Origin of the sequence: Bacillus sp. JKS001846 (assembly GCF_900176455.1) — a bacterium.
Taxonomy (GTDB): Bacteria; Bacillota; Bacilli; order Bacillales; family Bacillaceae_G; genus Bacillus_A; species Bacillus_A cereus.
On sequence record NZ_FWYG01000001.1, the window covers coordinates 1,897,209 to 1,923,554 of the forward strand.

Below are 26,346 nucleotides of genomic sequence, written 5' to 3' on the forward strand. Positions count from 1 at the left end.
GAAAGGGGCATAGTGATGGAAAAGCAAAAAACTTTTCATGTCGCTGTAGTTGGAGCAACCGGCGCAGTTGGTGAACAAATGTTAAATACTTTAGAGAAACGAGAATTTCCAATCGGGAAATTAACGTTACTTTCATCTAAACGATCTGCAGGTAAGAAACTTGTATTTAAAGGCGAAGAATTTACAGTTCAAGAGGCAACTCCTGAAAGCTTTGAAGGAGTAGATATCGCACTATTTAGTGCTGGTGGATCTGTATCGAAACAATTAGCGCCAGAAGCAGCAAAACGCGGTGCGATTGTTGTTGATAATACAAGTGCATTCCGTATGACAGAAAACGTGCCACTTGTTGTACCTGAAGTAAATGAAAACGACTTAAAAGAACATAATGGTATTATTGCAAATCCAAACTGTTCTACAATTCAAATGGTAGTAGCTCTTGAGCCAGTTCGTCAGCAATATGGTTTAAAACGAGTAATCGTTTCCACATATCAAGCTGTATCAGGTGCTGGTGCGGCAGCTATTGAAGAACTGCATGAACAATCACAAGCAATCTTAAATGGCGAAGAAGTTAAGGCAAATGTTCTTCCTGTATCAGGTGATAAGAAGCATTTCCCAATTGCTTTTAATGCGATTCCACAGATTGATAAATTCCAAGATAATGGATTTACGTTTGAAGAAATGAAAATGATTAACGAAACGAAAAAAATTATGCATATGCCTGAATTAGAAGTAGCGGCAACATGTGTACGTTTACCAGTTGTATCAGGACACTCTGAGTCTGTTTACATCGAAGTAGAAAAAGAAGGCGTAACAGTAGCAGAATTAAAGAGCTTACTTGCAAATGCGGAAGGTATTGTTCTGCAAGATAATCCAGAAGAGCAGTTATATCCAATGCCAGCTACTGCAGTAGGTAAAAACGAAGTATTCGTTGGAAGAATCCGTAAAGATTTAAATAACGATAAAGGATTCCATCTTTGGGTCGTATCTGATAACTTATTAAAAGGCGCTGCATGGAATTCTGTTCAAATTGCAGAGCGCTTAGTAAAATTACAATTAGTGTAAACGGCTAAGAGAAGGTGCAAAATATGAAAATAATTGTTCAAAAATTTGGTGGCACATCAGTACGTGATGACAATGGACGTAAGCATGCGCTTCATCATATAAAAAAATCATTAGCTGCTGGTTATAAAGTAGTTACTGTCGTATCTGCTATGGGCCGTAAAGGTGAACCATATGCAACGGATACGTTATTAAGTCTTGTAAATCAAGAGGAATCTACTATTTCTAAACGTGAGCAAGATTTATTATTATCATGCGGAGAGTTAATCTCTGCAATTGTTTTCTCTAATATGTTGAATGAGAACGGTATAAAAGCAGCAGCATTAAATGGTGCACAAGCTGGTTTTGTAACGAATGATGACTTTACGAATGCAAAGATTATTGAAATGAATTGCGATCGTATACATGAAGAGTTAGAAAATGTAGATGTAATCGTCGTTACAGGATTTCAAGGGCAAACGAAAAAAGGTGATACGACAACACTTGGACGCGGAGGTAGTGATACTTCAGCTTCAGCATTAGGTGTTGCACTTCATGCTGAATATATCGATATATTCACTGATGTAGAAGGTGTTATGACTGCGGATCCTCGTATTGTAAAAGATGCACGTCATCTTCAAACTGTAACGTATAACGAAATTTGTAACATGGCTTATCAAGGTGCGAAAGTCGTTCATCCACGTGCAGTTGAAATTGCGATGCATGCAAAAGTGCCACTTCGTGTACGTTCTACGTATTCTGAAAGTGAAGGTACTCTTATTGCAGCATACGATGGTGCTACAAAAGGGCAGGATGTAGAAGAACGTCCTGTTACAGGTATTGCCCACGTATCGAACGTAACGCAAATTAAAGTACTTGCAAAAGAAACGGCATACGACATACAGCAGCATGTATTTAAAGAAATGGCAAACGAAGGCATTAGTGTTGATTTAATTAACATTTCTCCTACTGGTGTAGCTTACACAGTAAATGATAATGTATCAGCTCGTGCTGTCGAAGTGCTAAAACAACTTGGATATGAGCCAATTGTGACAGAACATTGTGCGAAAGTATCTATCGTTGGAGCTGGAATGGCAGGCATCCCAGGGGTTACTGCAAAAATCGTTACAGCTTTAGCGGAAAAAGGCATTCAAATCCTGCAATCGGCAGATAGTCATACAACAATTTGGGTTCTTGTAAAAGAAATTGATTTAGTGGAGGCTGTAAATGCATTACATAGTGCGTTTGAGCTTTCAAAAGAAAAGCAACTGGAACAATAAGGAGTGAGACCATGATAGATTTTGGGACAATTGCAACCGCGATGGTAACACCGTTTGATATAAACGGGAATATCGATTTTGCAAAGACAACGAAATTGGTAAATTATTTAATTGATAACGGTACAACAGCAATCGTGGTAGGAGGAACGACAGGAGAATCTCCTACATTAACTTCAGAAGAGAAAGTAGCGTTATATCGCCATGTCGTATCTGTTGTCGATAAAAGAGTGCCCGTAATCGCTGGAACAGGTAGCAATAATACGCATGCTTCTATTGACTTAACTAAAAAGGCAACAGAAGTTGGTGTGGATGCAGTAATGCTAGTAGCACCGTATTATAACAAACCGAGTCAAGAAGGAATGTATCAGCATTTTAAAGCAATTGCTGAAAGCACGCCGCTTCCGGTTATGCTATATAACGTTCCAGGACGATCTATTGTACAAATCTCCGTTGATACAGTTGTTCGTTTATCAGAAATAGAAAACATTGTTGCTATTAAAGATGCCGGCGGCGATGTGTTAACAATGACAGAAATCATTGAAAAAACAGCGGACGACTTTGCGGTATACAGCGGTGATGACGGTTTAACGTTACCAGCTATGGCAGTTGGAGCGAAAGGTATCGTTTCGGTAGCCTCTCATGTTATCGGAAACGAAATGCAAGAAATGATTACAGCATTTCAATCAGGAGAATTTAAGAAGGCACAAAAATTACATCAATTACTTGTAAGAGTAACTGATTCATTATTTATGGCGCCAAGTCCAACTCCAGTAAAAACAGCGTTACAAATGGTTGGATTAGATGTAGGTTCTGTACGTTTACCACTTCTTCCATTAACAGAAGAAGAAAGAGTAACGTTACAATCTGTAATGCAATCTATCCCTCGTTAATAAAAAATGACCTAGTGTAGAACTAGGTCATTTTTTATTATATGCAAATCTTTTTCTCGTTTTCTCACCTATATGTGTTCTTATAAGAATATTAATCGCTTCTTCATTATGTGTATAAGAAAATAATCGTACTCCTTTAACCGAGTCAAAAAATGATAGATATTATGGAATAAACGTAATAAACTACGGTGTTTGTTTTTAGAGAAATCCCCTCAAATTTGACGTAATTCATAAAAAAACTCCATTTTGTAAGTGTTTTTGTTGGATTCTAGAAAAATAAATCTTGAAACTCCCTATTATGAAATGAATTTAGCGTATGTATGGCTAGTTCTTCAAAATAATATGGAGTATAAAATCGAAGTAAATATAAAGGAAATACCTTCGATACTTTTGTTGTCATTCCGTTCTTTTACTCTTTCTTTCGCACGATTTAACTTGTGTTCTATTTCTTGTATCAGGTATAATATGGCTAAGTAGCTTAGTACGGGTATGCTTAGCAAAATTGGGAAAAATTATAATTTAATTAAATTTTCATATCATATCGAATAAGATATTTGATTTATATAATGAAAGAGAGGTGAAACCTGGTTTAAAAAATAAACAAGGACATGATATCGCATAACGGTAAGGACATTCGTCTTGGACGGTGAAAATATGGTGGTTGTAGAGTTTCCCCTGGTGTCTCTGCAATTTTAGTGAAATCAGTGTTTGCAAGATTTTTAAACCAGGCAACAACATGAAGAGAAAAGAGAATGAGTCTGTTAAAGTATTTGCTCTTGGTGGAGTAGGTGAAATCGGGAAAAACATGTACTGTGTTGAAATTGATTCTGAAATCTTTATCGTAGATGCAGGGTTAATGTTCCCGGGAGATGAAATGTTTGGAATTGATATCGTTATTCCTGATATTACATATTTAGTGGAAAATCAAGAGCGAGTAAAAGGTTTATTTATTACTCACGGTCATGAAGATCATATTGGTGGAATTGTGTATGTACTTCGTAAATTATCTATTCCAGTCTATGCAACGAAATTAACAGTAGGACTTATACAAGAAAAACTTGGTGAAGCGGGCATGTTAGGCCGTGTAGACCTAAAAACAATCGATTCAAATTCAACAGTAGAATTTAACACTACAACGGTGTCATTCTTCGGAACGACACATAGTATTCCGGATTCTGTTGGCGTTTGTTTCCATACATCAAAAGGTGCAGTCGTATATACGGGAGACTTTAAATTCGATCAAACTCCAATTGGAAATAGTGGAGCAGACCTTGGGAAAATGGCGCAAATCGGAAATGAAGGCGTACTTTGCTTATTATCTGATAGTACAAACGCAGAGCGCCCAGGTTATACAGGTTCAGAAAAAGAAGTTGGTGTAGAAATCTCTAAAGTGTTCTATGGCGCAGAAGGTCGTATTATCGTTGCTTCATTTGCATCAAATGTACATCGTATTCAACAAGTATTTGATGCAGCTGCTGAAACAGGGCGAAAAGTAGCGGTAGTAGGACGTAGTATGGTGAAAGTAGTAGACATTGCAAGACGTCTTGGTTATTTAGATGTTCCAGAAGGTATGGTTATTTCATTACAAGAAGTAGACAACTTCCCAGAGAAAAAGGTAGCTATTTTAACGACAGGTAGTCAAGGTGAACCGATGGCTGCTCTATCTAGAATGGCAAAACAAGCACATAAACAAATTTCAATTCGTAAAGGTGATACTGTTATCATTGCTGCTTCGCCAATTCCGGGTAATGAAATATCTGTATCAAAAATTATTGATTTGTTATTTAGAGCTGGAGCTGAAGTTGTTTATTACGGCGAAAGAAAAGTTCACGTGTCAGGTCACGGTAGCCAAGAAGAATTAAAATTAATGTTAAATTTAATGAAACCAAAGTACTTTGTACCCGTACATGGTGAGTTCCGTATGCAAAAAGCGCATGCATATTTAGCTGAAGATGTAGGTATTACAAGAGAAAATATCTTTATCGTAGAAAAAGGCGATGTAATTGCTTTTGGTGACGATGAAGCGAACTTAGTCGGTAAAGTACAAGCTGGTAATGTTTTAATTGATGGATTAGGTGTAGGTGACGTTGGTAATATCGTTCTTCGAGATAGAAAGATGTTATCTCAAGATGGAATACTAGTAGTTGTTGTAACGCTTGGTAAAGATGAAAAGAAAATTATCTCTGGTCCAGAAATCATTTCACGTGGTTTCGTATATGTTCGTGAATCAGAAGCGTTAATTGAACGTTCTACAGAGATTGTACGTATGATTGTTGAGCAGTCAATTAAAGAATATTCAATTGAATGGTCAATGTTAAAACAAAATATTCGTGAATTATTAGGGCAGTTCTTGTACGAAGAGACAAAGAGAAAACCTATGATTTTACCGATTATTATGGAAGTATAAAAAAGATCACCCTTATGGGTGATCTTTTTTCTTTTTAACCCTATCGAATGAAATTTATAACTTAAGAAATAATAGTTATATACGAGTGAAAGGGGATGCGAAATGACAGAACGTGATCGATATACAAATGAAGAAAAAGAAGCTGAGCCAAAAGAAGCTGGAAAAGAGGCTTCGATAGTCGAAAAAATTCAACAGCTTGGACAGACAAATGTACCACAGATGAATGAATCACGTATTCATTGTTTAACGATTATCGGACAAGTGGAAGGTCATGTTCAATTACCACCGCAAAATAAAACAACAAAATACGAGCATATCATTCCGCAAATTGTTGCGATTGAACAAAATCCGAAAATTGAAGGTTTGCTTTTAATATTAAATACGGTTGGAGGTGACGTTGAAGCTGGGCTAGCAATTTCTGAAATGGTAGCTTCACTTTCAAAACCAACAGTATCTCTAGTTTTAGGTGGGGGACATTCCATCGGTGTACCGATTGCTGTTTCTACTGACTATTCGTTTATTGCGGAAACTGCGACGATGACAATTCATCCAATTCGTTTAACAGGTCTTGTCATAGGTGTGCCACAAACATTTGAGTATTTGGATAAGATGCAAGAAAGAGTCATTCGTTTTGTGACGAAGCACTCGAAAGTAACAGAAGATCGTTTTAAAGAGCTTATGTTTGCGAAAGGAAATTTAACGCGAGATATTGGGACGAATGTAATTGGTGGGGATGCAGTAAAGTACGGTCTTATAGATGATGTCGGCGGTATTGGAAATGCAATTCGAAAATTAAACGAATTAATAGATGTTCGTGCGGAAGATAGTACAGAAGGGACAATGCTACAATGATTTTATATACAATTATGCCAGAGCAACTTGTGTATCCGGCCGATTATTCACAATGTGAAAGTCAAAAAGTTGTAAATATAAATGGTGTGGAATTAATGGTTTCTGAAGAGGAACATGGATGTTATTCTATTGTACGTGTGCTAAGTACGGACCCACTTCACTATTTAGAGTTTGAGCCCGGTCAGAAAATAACCTTTTAGCAAAAAGAAGGATTTTGTTTAGAAGCTATGGTATAATATAAAAAACAAGACGGTTGAGCAGCCATGAGTAGGCTGCTTTCTTCTGTTTATTTAGCATTTTACAAGAAGTGTAAAAATAGAAGATATAAAGACCTGAAAAATAGAGAAAACAGACATATAAATAGAGCATTTTGAGGGGAGCTTTATTTATATGTAGAACGCGAGGTGAAGAAATGGCAAAACAAAAGCAAAGAGGGACGAAGGCAAAGGCAAGGCGTACGATAAAGCCAACTTTGTATTATGAAATTGTCGGTTTAACTCTTTTTGCACTTTCAATCATTACGATTTTACAGCTAGGCGTTGTAGGAAAATCGTTTGTGTTATTTTTTCGCTTCTTCTTTGGTGAGTGGTACATAATTGGTGTGTTAGGTGTAATAGCTTTATCGGTTTCCTTTGTTATAAAACGCGGATGGCCGAACCTTTTAAATAAACGATTAATTGGATTTTATTTAATTGTATTGGCGATATTAATGTTTAGTCATATTACATTATTTAACCTTCTTACAAAAGATGGAGCAGTGCAAAATACTTCTGTTATTGTGAGTACGAAAGATAACTTCTTTCTTGAAATGAAAAAGGGGCCAGATAGCGTTCATTTAGGTGGTGGTATGTTTGGTGCGCTTATGTTCGCAACATGTTACTTCTTATTTGACGAAGTAGGAGCTTATATCATTGGTATTATTCTAGTTATTCTCGGTATACTTTGTATAACAAATAAGCATATTGGAGAAGTGTTAGCGCCAGTTGGTAGAATTCTTAGAAGTCAATTTCAAGTGATGCAAGGGGATTATAAAGATTGGAGAGCTAAAAGAACGGCTGAACAAACAGAAAAGAAAAAAACAACAAGAAGCACAAGAAGCAAACGTGCTGCAGAACAAGAAGAAATTATTGAGCCGATGGAAGAAATCTCAATTGATCCTCCGATTATTTCGAATTTCACTGAGAATTATCCTGTAAATGAAGAAGAGGATAAACGAATTGAAGTAGAGCAAGAAGATTTGATTACTTCACCGTTTATTGAAGAGACTCCGCCAATTGAAGAGCCAAAGAAAAAGCGTGGAGAAAAAATTGTTGAATCGTTAGAGAGTGAAGCGCAAGCACCTCCTATGCAATTTTCCAATGTAGAAAATAAAGATTACAAGCTTCCTTCACTTGATATATTAAAATTTCCAAAGAATAAGCAAGTTACAAATGAAAATGCGGAAATTTATGAGAATGCTCGTAAATTAGAACGTACATTCCAAAGTTTCGGAGTGAAAGCGAAAGTAACAAAAGTACATAGAGGTCCTGCAGTTACAAAATATGAAGTGTATCCTGATATGGGGGTAAAGGTAAGCAAAATTGTCAGTTTAAGTGATGATTTAGCCCTTGCTTTAGCTGCCAAGGACATTCGTATTGAAGCGCCAATTCCCGGGAAATCAGCTGTAGGGATCGAAGTTCCGAACTCAGAAGTTTCGATGGTAACGCTGAGGGAAGTTCTTGATTCTAAGGCTAATAATCATCCGGAAGAGAAGTTGTTAATTGGTCTTGGTCGAGATATTACAGGTGAAGCTGTACTAGCCCGTTTAAATAAAATGCCCCATTTACTCGTAGCTGGTGCGACAGGTAGCGGGAAAAGTGTATGTATTAACGGTATTATTGTTAGTATTTTAATGCGTGCAAAACCACATGAAGTAAAATTAATGATGATTGACCCGAAAATGGTAGAGTTAAATGTATATAATGGTGTGCCTCATTTGTTAACGCCAGTTGTAACTGATCCGAAGAAAGCATCGCAAGCATTGAAAAAAGTTGTGAGTGAAATGGAACGTCGTTATGAATTGTTTGCTCATAGTGGTACACGTAACATTGAAGGATACAACGATTATATAAAAGAGCATAATAGTCAATCAGAAGCGAAACAACCCGAATTACCTTATATTGTAGTAATTGTGGACGAGTTAGCAGATTTAATGATGGTTGCTTCGTCTGATGTAGAAGATGCGATTATGCGTCTAGCACAAATGGCTCGTGCTGCTGGTATTCATTTAATTATTGCAACGCAACGTCCGTCAGTTGACGTTATTACGGGTGTTATTAAAGCAAATATTCCATCACGTATTGCATTCGCTGTATCTTCTCAAACAGATTCTCGTACAATTCTTGACGGTGGTGGTGCAGAGAAGCTATTAGGTCGTGGAGACATGCTGTTTATACCAATTGGTGCATCGAAACCTGTACGTGTACAAGGTGCATTTTTATCAGATGATGAAGTTGAGAGAGTTGTAGAATATGTTATTGGACAGCAAAAAGCACAATATCAAGAAGATATGATTCCGCAAGATGTTCCTGATACGAAGCAGGAAGTAGAAGATGAATTATATGATGAAGCGGTTCAACTTGTAGTGGAAATGCAAACAGCATCTGTTTCTATGTTACAACGTAGGTTTAGAGTAGGTTATACGCGAGCTGCTCGCCTAATTGATGCAATGGAAATGAATGGTGTAGTAGGTCCGTATGAAGGTAGTAAACCGAGAGAAGTGCTCATTAATGATGTACAAGAAAAAAGTTCTTAAAAAAAACCTAATTGTTTTTACAATTAGGCTTTTTTATATAGTGTTTTTGTTATATACTATACTCAGCAATAAAGAAAGGGCTTACATTTAGGGGTGCTCTTTAGAATACGAATACTTTGATTATGTTTTATGTAAATGTTCGATATTTAATGCAGAAAAATGTTGGATTTTGTTGACACGTATGAGAGCAAGTGGTAAGATTACTTCGAAAAGAATCACTGCCTCATATAATCTTGGAGATAAGGTCCATAAGTTTCTACCTGGCAACCATGAATTGCTAGACTATGAGGGGAAAAGTGTGTAACAAAGGATGTAAAGGATCTTTGTGCCGAACTTTTTCTCGAAATGAGGAATGTTTATGGTGCAAAGTTTTTTTTATGCAATAAAGAGTGAAAATTTCATTAAAAAAAATTATTATTATTTATTCGACAATTACGCTTATTTTGGTGTTTAGTCATTTGTACTATGTTGTAAGTTGAAAAAAGAGAAAAGAAGTCTTACATCAGAGGTCGAATAATTGAAATGCGGGGGAGTCTTATGTCAGTAAAATCCGATAGTCGTCACCTATATCTACGGGTGATTGATCACATCAAAGAAAAAATTAAAGATGGGGCTTATAAAGAACGACAAAAGTTACCATCAGAGTTTGATTTAGCGAAAGAACTTGGCGTAAGTAGAGCGACTTTAAGGGAAGCGTTGCGTATTTTAGAAGAAGAAAATGTTGTCATTCGTAGACATGGTGTAGGGACATTTGTAAATGCAAAGCCATTATTTTCTTCTGGAATAGAACAACTTTCTAGTATTACAGATATGATTTCTAGTGTGGGGAAAACACCAGGAACAATCTTTTTATCATCATCTACTACAACTTTAACAGAAGAGGAAAAAGAGAAGTTTAATAGTGAAGATGGTTTTAATGCAGTGATGATTGAACGCGTGCGTACAGCAGATGGGGAACCTGTTGTGTATTGTATCGATAAACTTGCAAAAGAAATATTGCCAGATTTATCGGGTTACAATGAGGAATCATTATTAACGGTGATACATAATAACACACATAAGCGCATAACATATGCGGTTGCCCACATTGAGCCAATTGGCTATCACCCTAAAATCTCACCGATTTTAGAATGTGAGCCTGAAACAGCACTGCTTGTATTAAAACAAATGCACTATGATCAAAATGATGAGCCAATCTTATATTCTATCAATTACTTTAGAGCTGATAAATTTAGCTTCCACGTATTAAGAAAGCGTATGTAGGTAAATTCCTTTTTAGGGAGGTGACAGCAAGAAGTAAGGAACAGCAGCGTAAGAATAAATAAATATATATCATTTTTGGAGGGGTTTCTAGTATGAAGAAAAAAGCAGGCCTTTTATTATCATTAACATTAGCAGCAAGTACAGTTTTAGGTGCATGTGGTAACTCGGATAAGGCGAGCAGTGACAAGAAAGACACGAAAGACAATAAAGACTTCAAGGTTGGTCTTGTAACGGATGTTGGGGGCGTTGATGATAAGTCATTCAACCAATCTTCTTGGGAAGGGTTACAAAAGTTTGGTAAAGATAATGGTTTAAAAGAAAAGACAAATTATCGTTACCTTCAGTCTGAAAAAGAGGCTGATTATATTCCGAATTTAAAAAAATTCTCGAAAGATAAATATGATTTAACATTCGGAATTGGTTATAAATTAGAGGGTGCAATTAAAGAAGTAGCAAAAGAATCGTCAAAACAACAATTTGCAATCGTAGATACTGTTGTAGATGCACCGAACGTAACGAGCATTACGTTTAAAGATCATGAAGGATCATTCCTTGTAGGTGCGGTAGCAGCTATGTCAACAAAATCGAATAAAGTAGGATTTGTTGGTGGAATGAAAAGTGATTTAATTAGTAAATTTGAAAATGGATTTAAAGCTGGTGCAAAGGCAGTAAATCCAAACATTGAAATCGTATCTGAATATGCAGAAGCATTCGATAAGCCTGAAAAAGGTACAGTTCTTGCTTCAGCAATGTATGGTCAAGGCGTAGACGTAATTTATCATGCTGCTGGTGGTACAGGTAACGGTGTGTTCACAGAAGCGAAAAACCGTAAGAAAAAAGGTGAAAATGTTTGGGTAATCGGTGTTGACCGTGACCAACATCAAGAAGGTATGCCTGAAAATGTAACATTAACTTCAATGATTAAACGTGTTGATGTAGCAGTAGAAAAAGTAGCTAAAGAAGCAAAAGATGGGAATTTAAAAGGTGGGAAAATTGAAGAGTTTGGCTTAAAAGATGACGGTATTGGTATTTCAAAAACAACTGATAACGTGAAAAAAGTTAACCCTGAAATTTTAACAAAAGTAGAAGAGCTTGAAAAGAAAATTACAGCCGGTGAAATTAAAGTGCCAGCTACAGATAAAGAGTATAAAGAATACGAAGCTTCTCTAAAAAAATAAATAGAGAAATAGCAAAGGTTAGTTCATAGAACTAACCTTTGTATGTATAAAACTTCCGAATTGCTTAATAAGTTAATAGTGTAATAGGGAATGTTCCCTGTTAAAAGGAGGAACACAATGGAATACGTAATTGAGATGAATAACATTACGAAAGTATTCCCAGGCATTGTAGCGAATGATGATATTACGCTGCAAGTAAAGCAGGGTGAGATACATGCTTTACTTGGAGAAAATGGTGCAGGGAAATCCACATTGATGAATGTACTATTTGGTTTGTACCAACCAGAGCAGGGTGAAATTAAAATTAAAGGTAAACCTGTAAAAATTACAAATCCGAATATAGCAAATGACCTTGGTATTGGAATGGTCCATCAACACTTTATGCTTGTTCATAATTTTACAGTTACAGAGAATATTATTCTCGGAAATGAACCGAAGAAAAAAGGGAAAATTGCTGTTGAGGATGCTGCTAAAGAAATTCAAAAACTGTCTGAACAATACGGTTTGGCTGTAGATCCATATGCGAAAATACAGGATATTTCAGTTGGTATGCAACAGCGTGTGGAGATTTTGAAAACTCTTTACCGCGGTGCAGAAATTTTAATATTTGATGAACCGACAGCTGTGTTAACACCACAAGAAATTCATGAGCTAATTCAAATTATGAAAAAGCTTGTACAAGAAGGAAAATCTATTGTTCTTATTACACATAAGTTGAAAGAAATTATGGAAGTTTGCGATCGTTGTACGATTATTCGTAAAGGAAAAGGGATTGGAACGGTTGACGTTGCAAATACGGATGAAAATAAACTTGCAGAATTAATGGTCGGACGTCAAGTGAATTTTAAAACAGAAAAAATAGACGCGAAGCCAAAAGAAGATGTACTTTCAATTGCAAACCTTGTTGTTCACGATGCACGTCAACTACCTGCTGTAAAAGGCCTTGACTTAACTGTTCGTGCGGGGGAAATTGTTGGGATTGCAGGGATTGATGGAAACGGACAAAGTGAATTAATAGAAGCGATTACTGGTTTACGAAAAGTTGAGTCAGGTTCTATTGCAATTAAAGGAAAAGAAATAACAAATTGGCCTGTTAGAAGAATAACAGAAGAAGGAATTGGTCATATTCCAGAAGATCGTCATAAACACGGACTCGTTCTTGATTTTTCTGTTAGAGATAATATAGTTCTTCAAACGTACTATAAAAATCCGTTTTCAAAGAAAGGGATTTTAAATTTTAGCAAAATTACAGAAAAAGCAAAGGCTCTTATTGAACAGTTTGATGTACGTACACCTAGTGAGCAAACGTTAGCACGCGCTCTATCTGGGGGGAATCAACAAAAAGCAATTATTGCACGTGAAGTAGACCGAAATCCAGATTTATTAATTGCGGCACAGCCAACACGTGGTTTAGATGTAGGAGCAATTGAATTTATTCATAAGAGATTAATAGAGCAAAGGGATAAAGGAAAAGGTGTATTACTTTTATCATTAGAGTTAGATGAAATCTTAAATGTTAGCGATCGAATTGCTGTTATTTATGAAGGGGAAATTGTAGCAATAGTTGATGCGAAAGAAACGAATGAACAACAGCTTGGATTGTTAATGGCTGGAGGAACAAAGAAGGAGCAGGTGGGTACAAATGGCTAAAAAACTTTTAACAGAACGAACGATAAATATTTTAGTCCCAGTACTATCCGTTATTTTCGGCTTACTTGTAGGAGCGATTGTAATGCTAGTTAGTGGCTATGATCCAATTGTTGGTTATAGTGCACTTTGGACAGGAATGTTCGGCAGCGCAAGTGCGATTGGTGAAACGCTCCGTACAATGATACCGCTTATTCTTGCTGGCTTATCGGTCGCGTTTGCATTTCGTACAGGTTTATTTAATATCGGGGTAGAGGGTCAATTGTTAGTTGGTTGGCTTGCAGCGGTTTGGTTCGGTTATGCAGTCTCACTACCAGCGTTCCTTCATATTCCATTATCGATTTTATTTGCCGCATTGGTGGGCGGAATTTGGGGCTTCATTCCGGGATATTTAAAAGGGAAGTTTCAAGTGAATGAAGTTATTGTAACTATTATGATGAACTATATTGCGTTGTATGTAACGTATGACATCATTAAGCGTTTCTTACATGCGGGTAATGACAAAACGTATGATATTAAAGAGAGTGCGTCACTATCTTCAGACTGGCTTGCTTCTATTACTGACGGTTCACGTCTACACTGGGGAATTATTGTAGCAATTTTAATCGCTATTTTAATGTGGTTCTTATTAGATCGAACAACTTTAGGTTACGAATTAAAGTCTGTAGGATTTAATCAGCATGCTTCTCAATATGCAGGTATGAAAGTTTCTCGTAATGTAGTATTCTCTATGACAATTGCTGGTGCATTTGCGGGGATTGGTGGAGCGATGGAAGGATTAGGGACATTCCAGAGTATGACAGCGATGTCTTCGTTTACAGGAGTAGGATTTGATGGGATTGCCGTAGCATTACTTGGAGGGAATAATCCGTTTGGTATAATCCTTTCAGCTTTATTATTTGGTGGTTTGAAAAGTGCTTCCCCTCAAATGAACTTTGAGGCAGATGTACCGTCAGAGCTTATTAATGTAATTATTGCATGTATCATCTTCTTTGTTGCATGTAGTTATGTGTTAAGATGGGCGCTTACACGCATGAGCAAGGAGGGGAAATAAATGAGCTTTTTAGATATATTAGCCATTCTTGTGACGGGTACGTTATATACATCGGCACCTATCATTTTCACAGCACTAGGTGGTGTATTTAGTGAACGATCGGGTGTTGTAAATATCGGATTAGAAGGACTAATGCTATTTGGTGCATTTATTGGAGTTGTTACAAACTTATTAATGGGTGATACTTGGGGAACGATGACTCCATGGATTGCGTTATTATTTGCGGCAATTGGTAGTGGGTTATTTGCATTACTTCATGCGGTAGCTTCTATTACATTCCGAGCAGATCAAGTTGTAAGTGGTGTAGCCATTAACTTCTTATCTCTTGGTTTAACAGTATTTGCAATTAAGAAGATTTTTGATAAAGGGCAGACTGACTTTATTCAGTATCGTATTGAAAAGATTGATATTCCAGGCCTTTCGGATATTCCGGTTTTAGGGAAAATATTTTTCTCGAACGTACCAATAACGTCGTATATTGCCATTATTTTAGCATTCGTTGTTTGGTATGTTATTTATAAAACACCGTTCGGTCTTCGTCTACGTGCTGTTGGTGAACACCCAATGGCAGCGGATACGATGGGGATTAATGTATATAAAATGCGTTATATTGGAGTCTGTATTTCAGGAGTGTTTGCTGGAATCGGTGGAGCGATTTTTGCAATGTCAATTTCTAATAACTTCTCAGGGGCAACTATTACAGGACAAGGTTTCTTAGCTTTAGCTGCTATGATTTTTGGGAAGTGGAATCCACTAGGCGCATTAGGTGCAGCTCTATTCTTTGGTTTTGCGCAATCTCTAAGTGTAACGGGCGGAACAATTCCTGTATTAGATCAAATTCCAAGTGTTTTATTAACGATATTACCATATGTATTCACAATATTAGCGCTTGTTGGTTTTGTAGGTCGTTCTGAAGCTCCGAAAGCATTAGGAACTCCTTATGAAAAAGGAAAACGATAAGTATTTTATAAGTATAAAAAAGCTCGCACATTAGTGTGGGCTTTTTTACATAGAATATATTTAATACGGAATTTTACTATGTTCCTTACATATTAAAGTTTTTAGAAAGAATCATATGTAAGCATAATAAGGGAGAAAAGTTGATTTTTTATTTCTAAAAACTGTATATTGAAGAGGAATATTCCTATATACGTAAAGGAGGGCTATAAATGAAACTAATGGAACAACAACTACATGAGTTAGATGGTTTGCGCGTACATATTATTCCGACTGATAAATATAAAACGAATACCTTTGTATTTCGTTTTAAAGCGCCTTTAAATGAGGAGACGGTGACAGAGCGTGCCTTATTGCCATACGTATTGCAAAGTGCGACAGAAAAATTACCTTCTGTAATTCGTCTTCGTCAATATTTAGAAGAATTATACGGATCTTCTTTAGCGGTAGATGTAAGTAAAAAAGGGGAAGACCATATTATCTCCATTTATGTAGACATTGCAAATGAAGTTTACTTACATGATGCACCACCGTTATTTGAAAAAGCGCTTTCTATGTTGTCAGATATTGTGTTACATCCAGCAACGGAGGGCAACGGTTTCCTATCTTCTATCGTAGAAAGTGAAAAAAGAGCACTGTTACAGAGAATTGAAGCCACTTATGACGATAAAATGCGTTATGCAAACGAGCGTTTAATTGAAGAAATGTGCAAAGTAGAACCGTATCGTTTAAGTGCAAATGGAAAAAAAGAGAGTGTTATGTCTATTACAAATGAAAGTCTGTATCAATATTATCAAAAGGTGTTAGCGGAAGATGAAATGGATCTATATATTATTGGTGATATTTCAGAAAACGCCGTTGATCTTGTAAGTAAGTATTTTTCTATTTCAGCTCGTCCAGTGAGAGAAAGAAATGTACTCCTTCATAGACGAAATAATGAAGAAAAAGAAGTTGTTGAAAAACAAGAATTAAAACAAAGTAAATTACACATCGGTTATCGTACATTTGTCACATATAAAGATGAAGATTATTTTGCATTGCAATTGTTCAATGGATTGTTTGGTGGCTTTTCTCATTCGAAGTTATTCGTAAATGTGCGTGAAAAAAATAGTTTAGCGTACTATGCAGCATCGCGCTTTGAAAGTCATAAAGGTTTATTATTTGTTATGTCAGGAATTGAAGCGAAAAATTATGAAAAAGCAGTTGAGATTATTAAAGAACAAATGCTTGCGATGCAAAACGGAGAGTTTTCTGAAGAAGAAATACATCAAACAAAAAGTGTCATCCAAAATCAAATATTAGAGGCAATTGATACACCACGTGGCTTTGTAGAAATGCTATATCATGGTATTATTTCAGATCGTACACGTCCAGTTGAAGAATGGCTTACAGGTATAGAAAGTGTGACAAAAGAAGAAATTGTAAAAGTTGCTAAAAATATTGAACTAGATACAATTTACTTTTTACAAGGAACGGAGGGAGAGTAAGTGGAGAAAATTGTTTATGAGCAATTAAAAGAAACACTCTATTATGAAAAACTTCCTAATGGATTAGATGTATATGTTTTACCGAAACAAGGATTTAATAAAACATTTGCAACGTTTACGACGAAATATGGTTCTGTAGATAATACATTTGTACCATTAGGGAAAGAAGAAATGATTCGTGTGCCAGATGGGATTGCACATTTTCTTGAGCATAAATTATTTGAAAAAGAAGATCATGATGCTTTCCAATTGTTTAGTAAACAAGGAGCATCGGCAAATGCTTTTACATCCTTCACACGAACAGCTTACCTTTTTTCAGGTACTTCAAACGTAGAACAAAATTTAAATACATTGCTAAACTTCGTACAAGAGCCCTATTTCTCTGAAAAAACGGTTGAAAAAGAGAAGGGGATTATTGGGCAAGAAATTCAAATGTATCAAGATAACCCAGATTGGCGTTTGTACTTTGGGTTAATTGATAGCTTATTTGTAAAACACCCAATTAAAATTGATATTGCGGGGACAATCGAATCTATTAGTAAAATTACGAAAGATTTATTATATGAATGTTATGAAACATTTTATCATCCGAGCAATATGTTATTATTTGTTGTGGGTGCAATTGATCCAGAGAAAACAATGGATTTAGTACGTGAAAATCAAGCGAAAAAAGATTATAAAAACCAGCCAGAAATTGTGCGTTCATTTGAAGAAGAACCAAATGAGGTAAATGAAAAGAAAAAAATTATTTCAATGCCTGTGCAAACACCGAAATGTTTAGTTGGTATTAAAGCGACTAATTTAAAAGAAAAGGGGCAAGCGCTTTTAAAACAAGAAATTGCGCTTACGTTACTTTTAGATTATTTATTTGGAAAAAGTTCTGTTCATTACGAAGCTTTATATAATGAAGGACTTATTGATGATTCATTCTCGTATGACTATACAGAAGAAAATAACTTCGGTTTTGCAATGGTTGGTGGTGATACGAAACAACCTGATGCATTGGCAGATCGTTTAAAAGATATTTTATTAAAAACAGATTATGATCAATTAGATGCGGCGGCATTAGAACGAGTGAAGAAAAAGAAAATTGGTGGTTTTTTACGCTCGTTAAATTCACCAGAATATATTGCAAATCAATTTACACGATACGCGTTTAATGAATCTAGCCTATTTGATGCATTGACTGTATTAGAAGGACTAACCGTTCAAGACTTACAAGAAGTAGCGGGATTATTGTTATCAGAAGAAAAAATGAGTGTTTGTCAGGTGTTACCGAAAAAATAAAATTTTAAAGATACCCTCATCTTATCATTGAAAAATTGTAAGATGAGGGTATTATTTAGTTGTGTGAAAATTGAACTTGTAGAGATAAGAGAGGGAATTTATGAAAAAGTATGCGTTAGTAACTGGAGGGAGCGGAGGGATTGGCTCTGCTATTTCGAAACAATTAATTCAAGATGGATATACAGTTTATGTTCATTACAATAACAGTGAAGAAAAGGTATTGGAATTGCAGAAGGCATGGGGAGAAGTTATCCCTGTTCAAGCTAATTTAGCTTCTAGTGATGGAGCAGAACGATTGTGGGGACAAATTGAACATCCTATTGATGTTATTGTATACGCAGCTGGGAAGAGTATTTTTGGACTAGTAACAGATGTAACAAACGATGAATTGGATTATATGGTAGAACTTCAAGTGAAGAACGTATATAAATTACTTTCTATGGCACTTCCGCCTATGATCGGGAGAAGAAGTGGTAATATTGTAATTGTTTCATCTATATGGGGACAAATAGGGGCTTCTTGTGAAGTACTTTATTCAATGGTAAAAGGGGCGCAAAATTCATATGTGAAAGCTTTAGCGAAAGAAGTTTCTTTAAGTGGATTACGTGTGAATGCAGTAGCACCAGGAGCAATTGAAACGGAAATGTTAAGTGTTTTTTCTGAAGAAGATAAAATGGGAATTGCTGAAGATATACCATTAGGTAGAATAGGATTACCAGAAGAAGTAGCGAAAACAGTTTCATTTCTCGTATCACCAGGAGCGTCTTACATAACTGGACAAATTATCGGAGTGAATGGCGGTTGGCACTGCTAAAAAATTCTTACATAAAAAATGAATAGTTGCACAAATTAAGGATGATTTTATTACTCAATAGTGAGGTGCTTAATTATGTCAGTATTAGATAATTTTGATCAGTGGAAGAGCTTTTTAGGAGAACGTTTAGAGCAAGCGCAAGACAAAGGTTTAGATGGCGGTGCGGTATCAGATATGGCATTTCGAGTTGGCGACTATCTTGCTAATGAAGTAGAAGGACGCAATGACCAAGAGAAATTATTAGCTGAGCTTTGGAAAGTTGCTGATGAACAGGAGCAACATACAATTGCAAATTTAATGGTTAAGTTCGTACAACATAAGTAAAAGTAGAGAGGAGATTCTCCTCTCTACTTTTTTTGTATAATAATTACACAGGATAGATTATACATTTAGCTTCCCTATTAGGGTGAAATCATATAATATAGTACGTAGGTGTAAAGTAAGCAAGGGGAGTGATCTTGGATGATTGAATGGTATTTTGAATATGAAATACATAAAAACCGACCTGGCTTGCTTGGTGACGTTTCTTCGTTAATCGGTATGCTCGGCATTAATATTGTCACAATTAATGGTGTAGATAATGCACGACGTGGGTTACTTCTTATGTGTGATAATCAAGAGCAAATCTCTAGACTTGAATCAATTTTAAATACGATGGATAACATAACGGTAACGAAATATCGTCCGCCCAAGCTAAGAGATAAGCTAGCGGTTAGGCATGGTAGGTACATACAACGAGATGCAGATGATAAGAAAACATTTCGATTTGTGCGTGATGAATTAGGCTTACTTGTAGACTTTATGGCAGAAATCATGAAAAAGAAGGCCATAAACTAATTGGGATACGCGGAATGCCTCGTGTCGGAAAAACAGAATCCATTGTTGCTGCAAGTGTTTGTGCAAATAAAAGGTGGTTATTTGTATCATCTACTCTTATTAAGCAAACTGTTCGCAGTCAATTAATTGAAGATGAGTATAGCGATGACAATATTTTCATCCTAGATGGAATTGTGTCAACGAAGCGTGCTAACGAAAGACATTGGCAGCTCGTTCGTGAAATTATGAGATTGCCTGCAACGAAAGTTGTGGAACATCCTGATGTATTTGTGAGTCAGTCAGAATACACATTGGATGATTTTGATTATATTATCGAGTTGCGTAACGATTATGATGAAGAAATACAATATAATTTAGTAGATGAAATTGAGCAAGGTACGCAAAATAATTTCTCTATGTTTGACTTTTAAAGAAATATTGAGGTGTTAGTAGTGACGGAATTGGGACAAAAGCTGAAAGAAACAAGAGAAGCGAAAGGCTTGTCTATTGATCAGCTGCATGAGATTACAAAAATTCAAAAACGCCATTTAGTGGCAATTGAAGAAGGCAATTATGATGTATTGCCAGGAGCTTTTTATGCGCGTGCATTCATTAAACAATACGCAGATGCGGTTGGATTAAATGGAGAGGAACTGCTTGTAGAACATCAGAGTACGATACCACAATCTGAAAAGCGTGAAGTTCCACAAGTATCAACGGGACAAAAAACACAAGAAACAATGCAAAAATCTTCATCATGGCCAATTGCAGATCACATGCCGAAAATCTTAGTTGCGCTGTTAGTCATCGCAGTTGGAGTGGTAATCTGGTTTGTGTTTCAAGCGTTAACTGGAAAAGATGATGAAAAAGTTCCAAGCGCTCAAAGTGAGAAAATTGAAGTTCAAAAAGCGAAAGATTCTCCGTTAGATACGAAGAAAGATGAAGTGAAAGCGGAAGAGCCAAAAAAAGAGGAACCAAAGAAAGAAGAACCAAAGAAAGAGGAGCAACCAGCACAACCAACTGGACAGCAAGAAGTGAAAGTAGTTGGAACAACTGGAAAGGTATCTACTTTGGAAATTCATAATAATAAAACATTAGAACTGGAAATTTCAGCTAAGGGTACAAGTTATGTAGATGTTAAGGATGATGCGGGTAACGAAATTCTAAACACTACAGTACAAAGCGGTCAAACAGAGAAACGCGATGTATCAACATTAAAAGAAGTACGACTTAATATTGGAAGTGCACCGAATGTTGAAATTAAACTGAATGGCCAAGTGCTTGCTTTCCCGTTAGATCCACAAAAAGAATATCACCAAAGATTGGTGATTAAAAACCAAGGGATAGAGCAACCAGCACAATAACAGTCATCGCTTCGATGACTTTTTTTCGATGAACAAATGTTTTTGATATGATGGAGGAATAGCTGTGAATTTACCAAATAAAATTACAATATCTAGAATCTTCTTAATTCCAATTTTTATGGTAATTATGTTAGCGCCCTTTGATTGGGGTTCATACAAAATTGGTGATGTTGATTTGCCAATTCAACATTTAGTGGGGGCACTTATCTTTATCATTGCTTCAGCTACAGATTGGATTGATGGACATTACGCAAGAAAGTATAATCTTGTAACGAATTTAGGGAAGTTTCTTGACCCGTTAGCTGATAAATTGCTTGTTTCGGCAGCACTTATTACATTGGTAGAGATGCAATATGTACCGGCTTGGATTGTTATTGTAATTATCAGTCGTGAGTTTGCGGTAACAGGTTTACGTCTTGTACTTGCTGGAACAGGGGAAGTAGTTGCAGCAAACCAGCTAGGAAAAATTAAGACGTGGACACAAATTATTGCAATTGCAGCATATTTATTACACGATGTACCTTTAAATTTAATCCATATTCCAGTTGCAGATATCTTCATATGGATTGCATTAATCTTTACTGTTATTTCAGGATGGGATTATTTCTGGAAAAATAGAGCTGCTTTTGTAAACTCAAAATAGAAGTTTATGGGGGAATTGGGATGAATGCTGAGATTATTGCGGTTGGAACTGAATTATTACTTGGACAAATTGCAAATACAAATGCCCAGTTTTTATCTGAAAAGTTAGCTTCAATCGGAATTAACGTGTACTATCATACTGTTGTTGGTGATAATAATAAGCGATTGCAAAAGGCGATTGAAGCTGCGGAAGAACGTGCTGATATACTTATTTTTACAGGTGGATTAGGACCAACAAAAGATGATTTAACGAAAGAAACGATAGCTGCTAGTTTAGATGAAGAGCTTGTGTATGATGAAAAGGCATTAGCCTTAATAAGTAATTACTTTAAGCGTACAGGCCGTGAATTTACGGAGAATAATAAAAAGCAAGCGCTCGTTTTAAATGGAGCAACAGTATTTGCAAATGACCACGGTATGGCGCCTGGTATGGGGGTAAATAAGAACGGAAAAGTTTATATTTTATTACCAGGGCCGCCAAAAGAAATGAAACCAATGTATGTAAGTTACGTAGAGCCTTTTTTACGTAATTTTACAACAGGAGAAAACATTTATTCTCGTGTGCTTCGTTTCTTCGGTATTGGGGAGTCCCAATTAGAGGTGAAAGTGCAAGATTTAATTGATGGACAAACAAACCCAACAATCGCCCCGTTAGCAAATGATGGAGAAGTGACATTACGTTTAACCGCTAAGCATCAAAGTGTTAGCGAAGCGGAGAAATTAATTCAACATGTGGAAGATTTGATTTTAGAAAGAGTAGGAGAATTTTTCTACGGATATGACCAAGAATTTTTGCATTATAAGGCAATCGAGTTATTGAAGAGAAAAGGGTTAACTTTAGCGTGTGCAGAAAGTTTAACAGGTGGTCTTTTTGGAAATCAAGTAACTGAAAACGCTGGTGTTTCTTCTGTATTTAAAGGCGGTGTCATTTGTTATCATAATGATGTGAAGCAACATGTTTTACGTGTGCCTGAAGAAGTGTTGCATACTGATGGTGCAGTTAGTAAAGAATGTGCTCGTTATCTTGCTGAAAATGTTAAGGATGTATTAAAAGCGGATATCGGAATTAGTTTCACTGGGGTAGCAGGGCCAGATGCTTCAGAACAGAAAGAACCAGGAACAGTATTTGTTGGGCTTTCGATTAAGGATGAACCAACTGTAGTCTTTCCTCTTAATTTAAGCGGAAGTCGTCAACAAATTAGAGAACGAACAGCAAAATATGGATTTTATCATTTATATAAAAAGCTAGAAGAGATATAAGTTTCTTCTAGTTTTTTTTACGGTTAAATTTAGATATTATTTGATAGAAAATAAAAAAATCGAATAAATGTTCGATTTTTGTTGGCAAATTGAATTGAAAATAGGTATAATAAGATTAGCAATTCAGTTAAGGAGGAATTTTGAATGAGTGATCGTCAAGCAGCGTTAGATATGGCGTTAAAACAAATAGAGAAGCAATTCGGTAAAGGTTCAATTATGAAATTAGGAGAACAAGCGGAGCGTAGAGTTTCTACGGTTTCTAGTGGTTCTTTAGCACTTGATGTGGCACTAGGAGTAGGCGGATATCCACGTGGCCGTATTATCGAAATTTACGGACCTGAAAGTTCAGGTAAAACGACAGTTTCATTACATGCAATTGCAGAAGTACAACGTCAAGGTGGACAAGCAGCATTCATTGATGCGGAGCACGCAATGGATCCTGTATATGCACAAAAATTAGGCGTTAACATAGATGAATTACTATTATCACAGCCTGATACAGGGGAGCAAGGATTGGAAATCGCGGAAGCACTTGTACGAAGTGGTGCGGTTGACATTATCGTAATTGACTCTGTAGCAGCTCTTGTACCGAAAGCAGAGATTGAAGGCGATATGGGTGACTCACACGTAGGTTTACAAGCACGTTTAATGTCACAAGCACTTCGTAAGCTTTCAGGAGCAATCAACAAATCAAAAACAATTGCAATCTTTATTAACCAAATTCGTGAAAAAGTTGGGGTTATGTTCGGAAACCCAGAAACAACTCCAGGTGGTCGTGCGTTGAAATTCTATTCAACTGTTCGTCTTGAAGTGCGTCGTGCGGAGCAATTAAAGCAAGGTAACGACATTGTTGGTAATAAAACAAAAGTAAAAGTAGTGAAAAATAAAGTAGCACCACCATTCCGTGTTGCGGAAGTTGATATTATGTACGGAGAAGGTATTTCAAGAGAAGGTGAAATCTTGGATATGGCTTCTGAGCTTGATATTGTTCAAAAGAGCGGTGCCTGGTATTCTTATAATGAAGAACGCCTAGGACAAGGTCGTGAAAATTCGAAGCAGTTCTTAAAAGAAAATACAGATTTAAGAGAAGAAATTGCCTTCTTTATTCGTGAGCATCACGGAATTAGTGAAGATTCTGGTGCTGAGGGCGCAGAAGATTCAACTCTTCTTGATTAAAAAAATAAAAGACACGGTCTCGTGTCTTTTATTTTTTTATCTACTATTAAGGAGCATAATACTATAGATAAAAATATTTTTTTACTTCAAATGGGTTGTGTAAAGAAGGATATTTAAATATTTTAAGGAAAAGAAATGGGAATTACTAAGGTTTTCCAGTATAGTAGGCTCCTTACTTTTTAAATTTAGGTCACATTCAAGGCTGAAGGTAAAGAAAGTAAAAGTAGACAACGCTTGACAATGAAAATTACGATAGATACAATGAGAATGTATATTTTTTCTTATATACAATATACTCTTCTCAAGAAGAGAAGTAATATTCGGAGTAAGGTTTAAATCTTACCGAAATAATAATATGACATTTTAATTGTGAAATGAAGAAAGTCCCTTAAAAAAGCGGGACGACGGTCTTTGCTGTATGTTGTAATTCAATGTACATGCCGACAGTCTTTTTTCATTCATAGCAAGGGGAGGTGAAATCATGACGAGTACAGTTTGGATACTCATCTCCATTTTGCTTGCAACAGTCGGTGCAGTTGTTGGCTTTTTTGTTCGAAAGTCTATTGCTGAAGCGAAGATTAATGGTGCAGCTAATGAAGCGAGACGTATTTTAGACGAAGCGAATCGTGATGCTGAAGCACTTAAGAAAGAAGCGCTTTTAGAAGCAAAGGATGAAATTCATACACTTCGTACAGAAGCTGAATTAGAAATTCGTGACCGTAGAAGCGAATTACAAAAACAAGAAAATCGTTTAATGCAAAAAGAAGAGAACCTTGATCGTAAAGACGAAACGCTCGATAAACGCGAGCAACAGTTAGAGAAGAAAGAGGAATCTCTTGTAGCGAGACAACAACAGATTGAAGAGTTGGAAAGCAAAGTGGGAGAGTTAGTTCAAAAGCAACAAACAGAATTAGAGCGCATTTCCAATCTGACACGCGAACAAGCGAAAGCAATTATTCTTGGTAAAGTAGAAAGTGAAGTTTCTCATGAAATCGCTGTTATGGTAAAAGAAAGTGAAGTTCGCGCGAAAGAAGAAGCGGATAAGAAAGCAAAAGAGATTTTATCTCTTGCAATGCAAAGATGTGCAGCTGATCATGTTGCTGAAACAACCGTTTCGGTTGTAAATCTTCCAAATGACGAAATGAAGGGACGTATTATCGGGCGTGAAGGTCGTAATATTCGTACGTTAGAAACGTTAACGGGTATTGACTTAATTATCGATGATACACCAGAGGCGGTAATCCTTTCTGGATTCGACCCAATTCGTCGTGAAACAGCTCGTATCGCTCTTGATAAACTAGTACAGGACGGACGTATTCACCCAGCGCGTATTGAAGAGATGGTCGAAAAATCAAGACGTGAAGTGGACGAGTATATTCGCGAAGTCGGAGAGCAAACAACGTTTGAAGTGGGTGTTCATGGATTACATCCAGATTTAATTAAAATTTTAGGTCGTTTAAAATACCGTACAAGTTATGGTCAAAACGTCTTAAAACACTCTATGGAAGTTGCATATTTAACTGGACTTATGGCGGCAGAGCTTGGCGAGGATGAAAAACTAGCAAGACGTGCAGGTCTATTACATGATATCGGAAAAGCGATTGACCATGAAGTAGAAGGTAGCCACGTTGAAATTGGTGTTGAACTTGCAACGAAATATAAAGAGCATCCTGTAGTTATAAACAGTATCGCATCTCACCATGGTGACACAGAACCAACTTCTATCATTGCAGTTTTAGTTGCAGCAGCAGATGCTTTATCAGCTGCAAGACCGGGAGCTCGTAGTGAAACACTTGAAAACTATATTCGTCGTCTTGAAAAGTTAGAAGAGATTTCAGAGTCTTATGAAGGCGTTGAAAAATCATTTGCAATTCAAGCAGGACGTGAAGTTCGTATTTTGGTAAAACCAGATACAATCGATGACTTAGAAGCTCATCGTTTAGCTCGTGATATCCGAAAACGTATTGAAAATGAACTGGATTACCCAGGGCATATTAAAGTAACTGTTATTCGTGAAACACGTGCAGTGGAATACGCAAAATAAAGTGGTGAAACACCACTTTATTTTTTTGTGTTGGAATTGGATAAAATAAAGACAGTTAGTTATATAGCATAAAAGTGAAACAAACTTATAATAAAG

21 protein-coding genes, 1 pseudogene and 1 riboswitch are annotated in these 26,346 nt (G+C 36.4%); all 22 genes and pseudogenes read left to right on the forward strand.

The genetic code is table 11. The annotated features are described in order from the left end of the window. The first annotated feature begins 15 nt into the window (after positions 1 to 15). The 22 genes and pseudogenes from asd to rny all read left to right on the forward strand — a co-directional run bounded on the left by asd (position 16) and on the right by rny (position 26,250). On the forward strand, positions 16 to 1,062 hold the full coding sequence (gene asd, locus B9A45_RS10410; RefSeq protein ID WP_000414846.1) for an aspartate-semialdehyde dehydrogenase: 1,047 nt from the start codon (positions 16 to 18) through the stop codon (positions 1,060 to 1,062). Positions 1,063 to 1,085: 23 nt separating this feature from the next. Then, positions 1,086 to 2,318, forward strand: coding sequence for an aspartate kinase (dapG, locus tag B9A45_RS10415; protein ID WP_000692453.1), 1,233 nt, complete (start codon positions 1,086 to 1,088; stop codon positions 2,316 to 2,318). An 11-nt stretch (positions 2,319 to 2,329) separates the two neighbouring features. Beyond that, a complete protein-coding gene (dapA, locus tag B9A45_RS10420; RefSeq protein WP_000564764.1) occupies positions 2,330 to 3,208 on the forward strand; it encodes a 4-hydroxy-tetrahydrodipicolinate synthase in 879 nt (292 codons plus the stop codon). 736 nt (positions 3,209 to 3,944) lie between these two features. After that, positions 3,945 to 5,615, forward strand: a complete 1,671-nt coding sequence (locus tag B9A45_RS10425; RefSeq protein WP_000823096.1) for a ribonuclease J — start codon at positions 3,945 to 3,947, stop codon at positions 5,613 to 5,615. Positions 5,616 to 5,717: 102 nt separating this feature from the next. Continuing rightward, entirely contained in the window at positions 5,718 to 6,467 is a 750-nt protein-coding gene (gene tepA / locus B9A45_RS10430) for a translocation-enhancing protein TepA (protein ID WP_000139806.1), read from the forward strand. Beyond that, on the forward strand, positions 6,464 to 6,667 hold the full coding sequence (locus B9A45_RS10435) for a YlzJ-like family protein (RefSeq protein ID WP_000605020.1): 204 nt from the start codon (positions 6,464 to 6,466) through the stop codon (positions 6,665 to 6,667). The genes tepA and B9A45_RS10435 overlap by 4 nt, the downstream gene beginning before the upstream one ends. A 212-nt stretch (positions 6,668 to 6,879) precedes the next feature. After that, positions 6,880 to 9,261 (forward strand): DNA translocase FtsK, encoded by a 2,382-nt coding sequence (locus B9A45_RS10440; RefSeq protein ID WP_001118777.1) that lies wholly within the window; start codon positions 6,880 to 6,882, stop codon positions 9,259 to 9,261. 203 nt (positions 9,262 to 9,464) lie between these two features. Beyond that, a riboswitch (purine riboswitch) is annotated at positions 9,465 to 9,566 on the forward strand. A 232-nt stretch (positions 9,567 to 9,798) separates the two neighbouring features. Further along, on the forward strand, positions 9,799 to 10,524 hold the full coding sequence (locus B9A45_RS10450; protein ID WP_000114182.1) for a GntR family transcriptional regulator: 726 nt from the start codon (positions 9,799 to 9,801) through the stop codon (positions 10,522 to 10,524). Between the two features lie 92 nt (positions 10,525 to 10,616). Further along, positions 10,617 to 11,702: a BMP family lipoprotein gene (locus B9A45_RS10455; protein ID WP_000725771.1), complete on the forward strand. Its 1,086-nt coding sequence runs from the start codon at positions 10,617 to 10,619 to the stop codon at positions 11,700 to 11,702. A 117-nt stretch (positions 11,703 to 11,819) separates the two neighbouring features. After that, positions 11,820 to 13,352 (forward strand): ABC transporter ATP-binding protein, encoded by a 1,533-nt coding sequence (locus B9A45_RS10460; protein WP_000456906.1) that lies wholly within the window; start codon positions 11,820 to 11,822, stop codon positions 13,350 to 13,352. Then, positions 13,345 to 14,403 (forward strand): ABC transporter permease, encoded by a 1,059-nt coding sequence (locus tag B9A45_RS10465; RefSeq protein ID WP_001085254.1) that lies wholly within the window; start codon positions 13,345 to 13,347, stop codon positions 14,401 to 14,403. The genes B9A45_RS10460 and B9A45_RS10465 overlap by 8 nt, the downstream gene beginning before the upstream one ends. Further along, entirely contained in the window at positions 14,404 to 15,363 is a 960-nt protein-coding gene (locus B9A45_RS10470) for an ABC transporter permease (protein ID WP_000008857.1), read from the forward strand. Positions 15,364 to 15,572: 209 nt separating this feature from the next. Further along, positions 15,573 to 16,847: an EF-P 5-aminopentanol modification-associated protein YfmF gene (locus B9A45_RS10475; protein ID WP_000772405.1), complete on the forward strand. Its 1,275-nt coding sequence runs from the start codon at positions 15,573 to 15,575 to the stop codon at positions 16,845 to 16,847. Continuing rightward, complete coding sequence (locus B9A45_RS10480) at positions 16,848 to 18,134, forward strand: EF-P 5-aminopentanol modification-associated protein YfmH (RefSeq protein ID WP_000411982.1); 1,287 nt, start codon at positions 16,848 to 16,850, stop codon at positions 18,132 to 18,134. Positions 18,135 to 18,234: 100 nt separating this feature from the next. Then, a complete protein-coding gene (locus B9A45_RS10485) occupies positions 18,235 to 18,948 on the forward strand; it encodes an elongation factor P 5-aminopentanone reductase (protein WP_000759607.1) in 714 nt (237 codons plus the stop codon). 75 nt (positions 18,949 to 19,023) lie between these two features. Continuing rightward, entirely contained in the window at positions 19,024 to 19,272 is a 249-nt protein-coding gene (locus tag B9A45_RS10490; protein WP_000114450.1) for a DUF3243 domain-containing protein, read from the forward strand. A gap of 138 nt (positions 19,273 to 19,410) precedes the next feature. Further along, positions 19,411 to 20,195: pseudogene (locus B9A45_RS10495) on the forward strand (DUF3388 domain-containing protein). Positions 20,196 to 20,216: 21 nt separating this feature from the next. Next, positions 20,217 to 21,128: a helix-turn-helix domain-containing protein gene (locus tag B9A45_RS10500; protein WP_000137491.1), complete on the forward strand. Its 912-nt coding sequence runs from the start codon at positions 20,217 to 20,219 to the stop codon at positions 21,126 to 21,128. Positions 21,129 to 21,192: 64 nt separating this feature from the next. After that, positions 21,193 to 21,771, forward strand: coding sequence for a CDP-diacylglycerol--glycerol-3-phosphate 3-phosphatidyltransferase (pgsA, locus tag B9A45_RS10505; RefSeq protein WP_001052967.1), 579 nt, complete (start codon positions 21,193 to 21,195; stop codon positions 21,769 to 21,771). A gap of 20 nt (positions 21,772 to 21,791) precedes the next feature. Next, positions 21,792 to 23,030 carry a competence/damage-inducible protein CinA gene (gene cinA, locus B9A45_RS10510; RefSeq protein ID WP_084064015.1) on the forward strand — a complete coding sequence of 413 codons (1,239 nt, stop codon included), beginning with the start codon at positions 21,792 to 21,794 and terminating at the stop codon, positions 23,028 to 23,030. Positions 23,031 to 23,174: 144 nt separating this feature from the next. Then, positions 23,175 to 24,206 carry a recombinase RecA gene (gene recA / locus B9A45_RS10515; protein WP_001283860.1) on the forward strand — a complete coding sequence of 344 codons (1,032 nt, stop codon included), beginning with the start codon at positions 23,175 to 23,177 and terminating at the stop codon, positions 24,204 to 24,206. A 481-nt stretch (positions 24,207 to 24,687) separates the two neighbouring features. After that, positions 24,688 to 26,250, forward strand: a complete 1,563-nt coding sequence (gene rny, locus B9A45_RS10520; protein ID WP_000204911.1) for a ribonuclease Y — start codon at positions 24,688 to 24,690, stop codon at positions 26,248 to 26,250. Positions 26,251 to 26,346 lie beyond the last annotated feature (96 nt).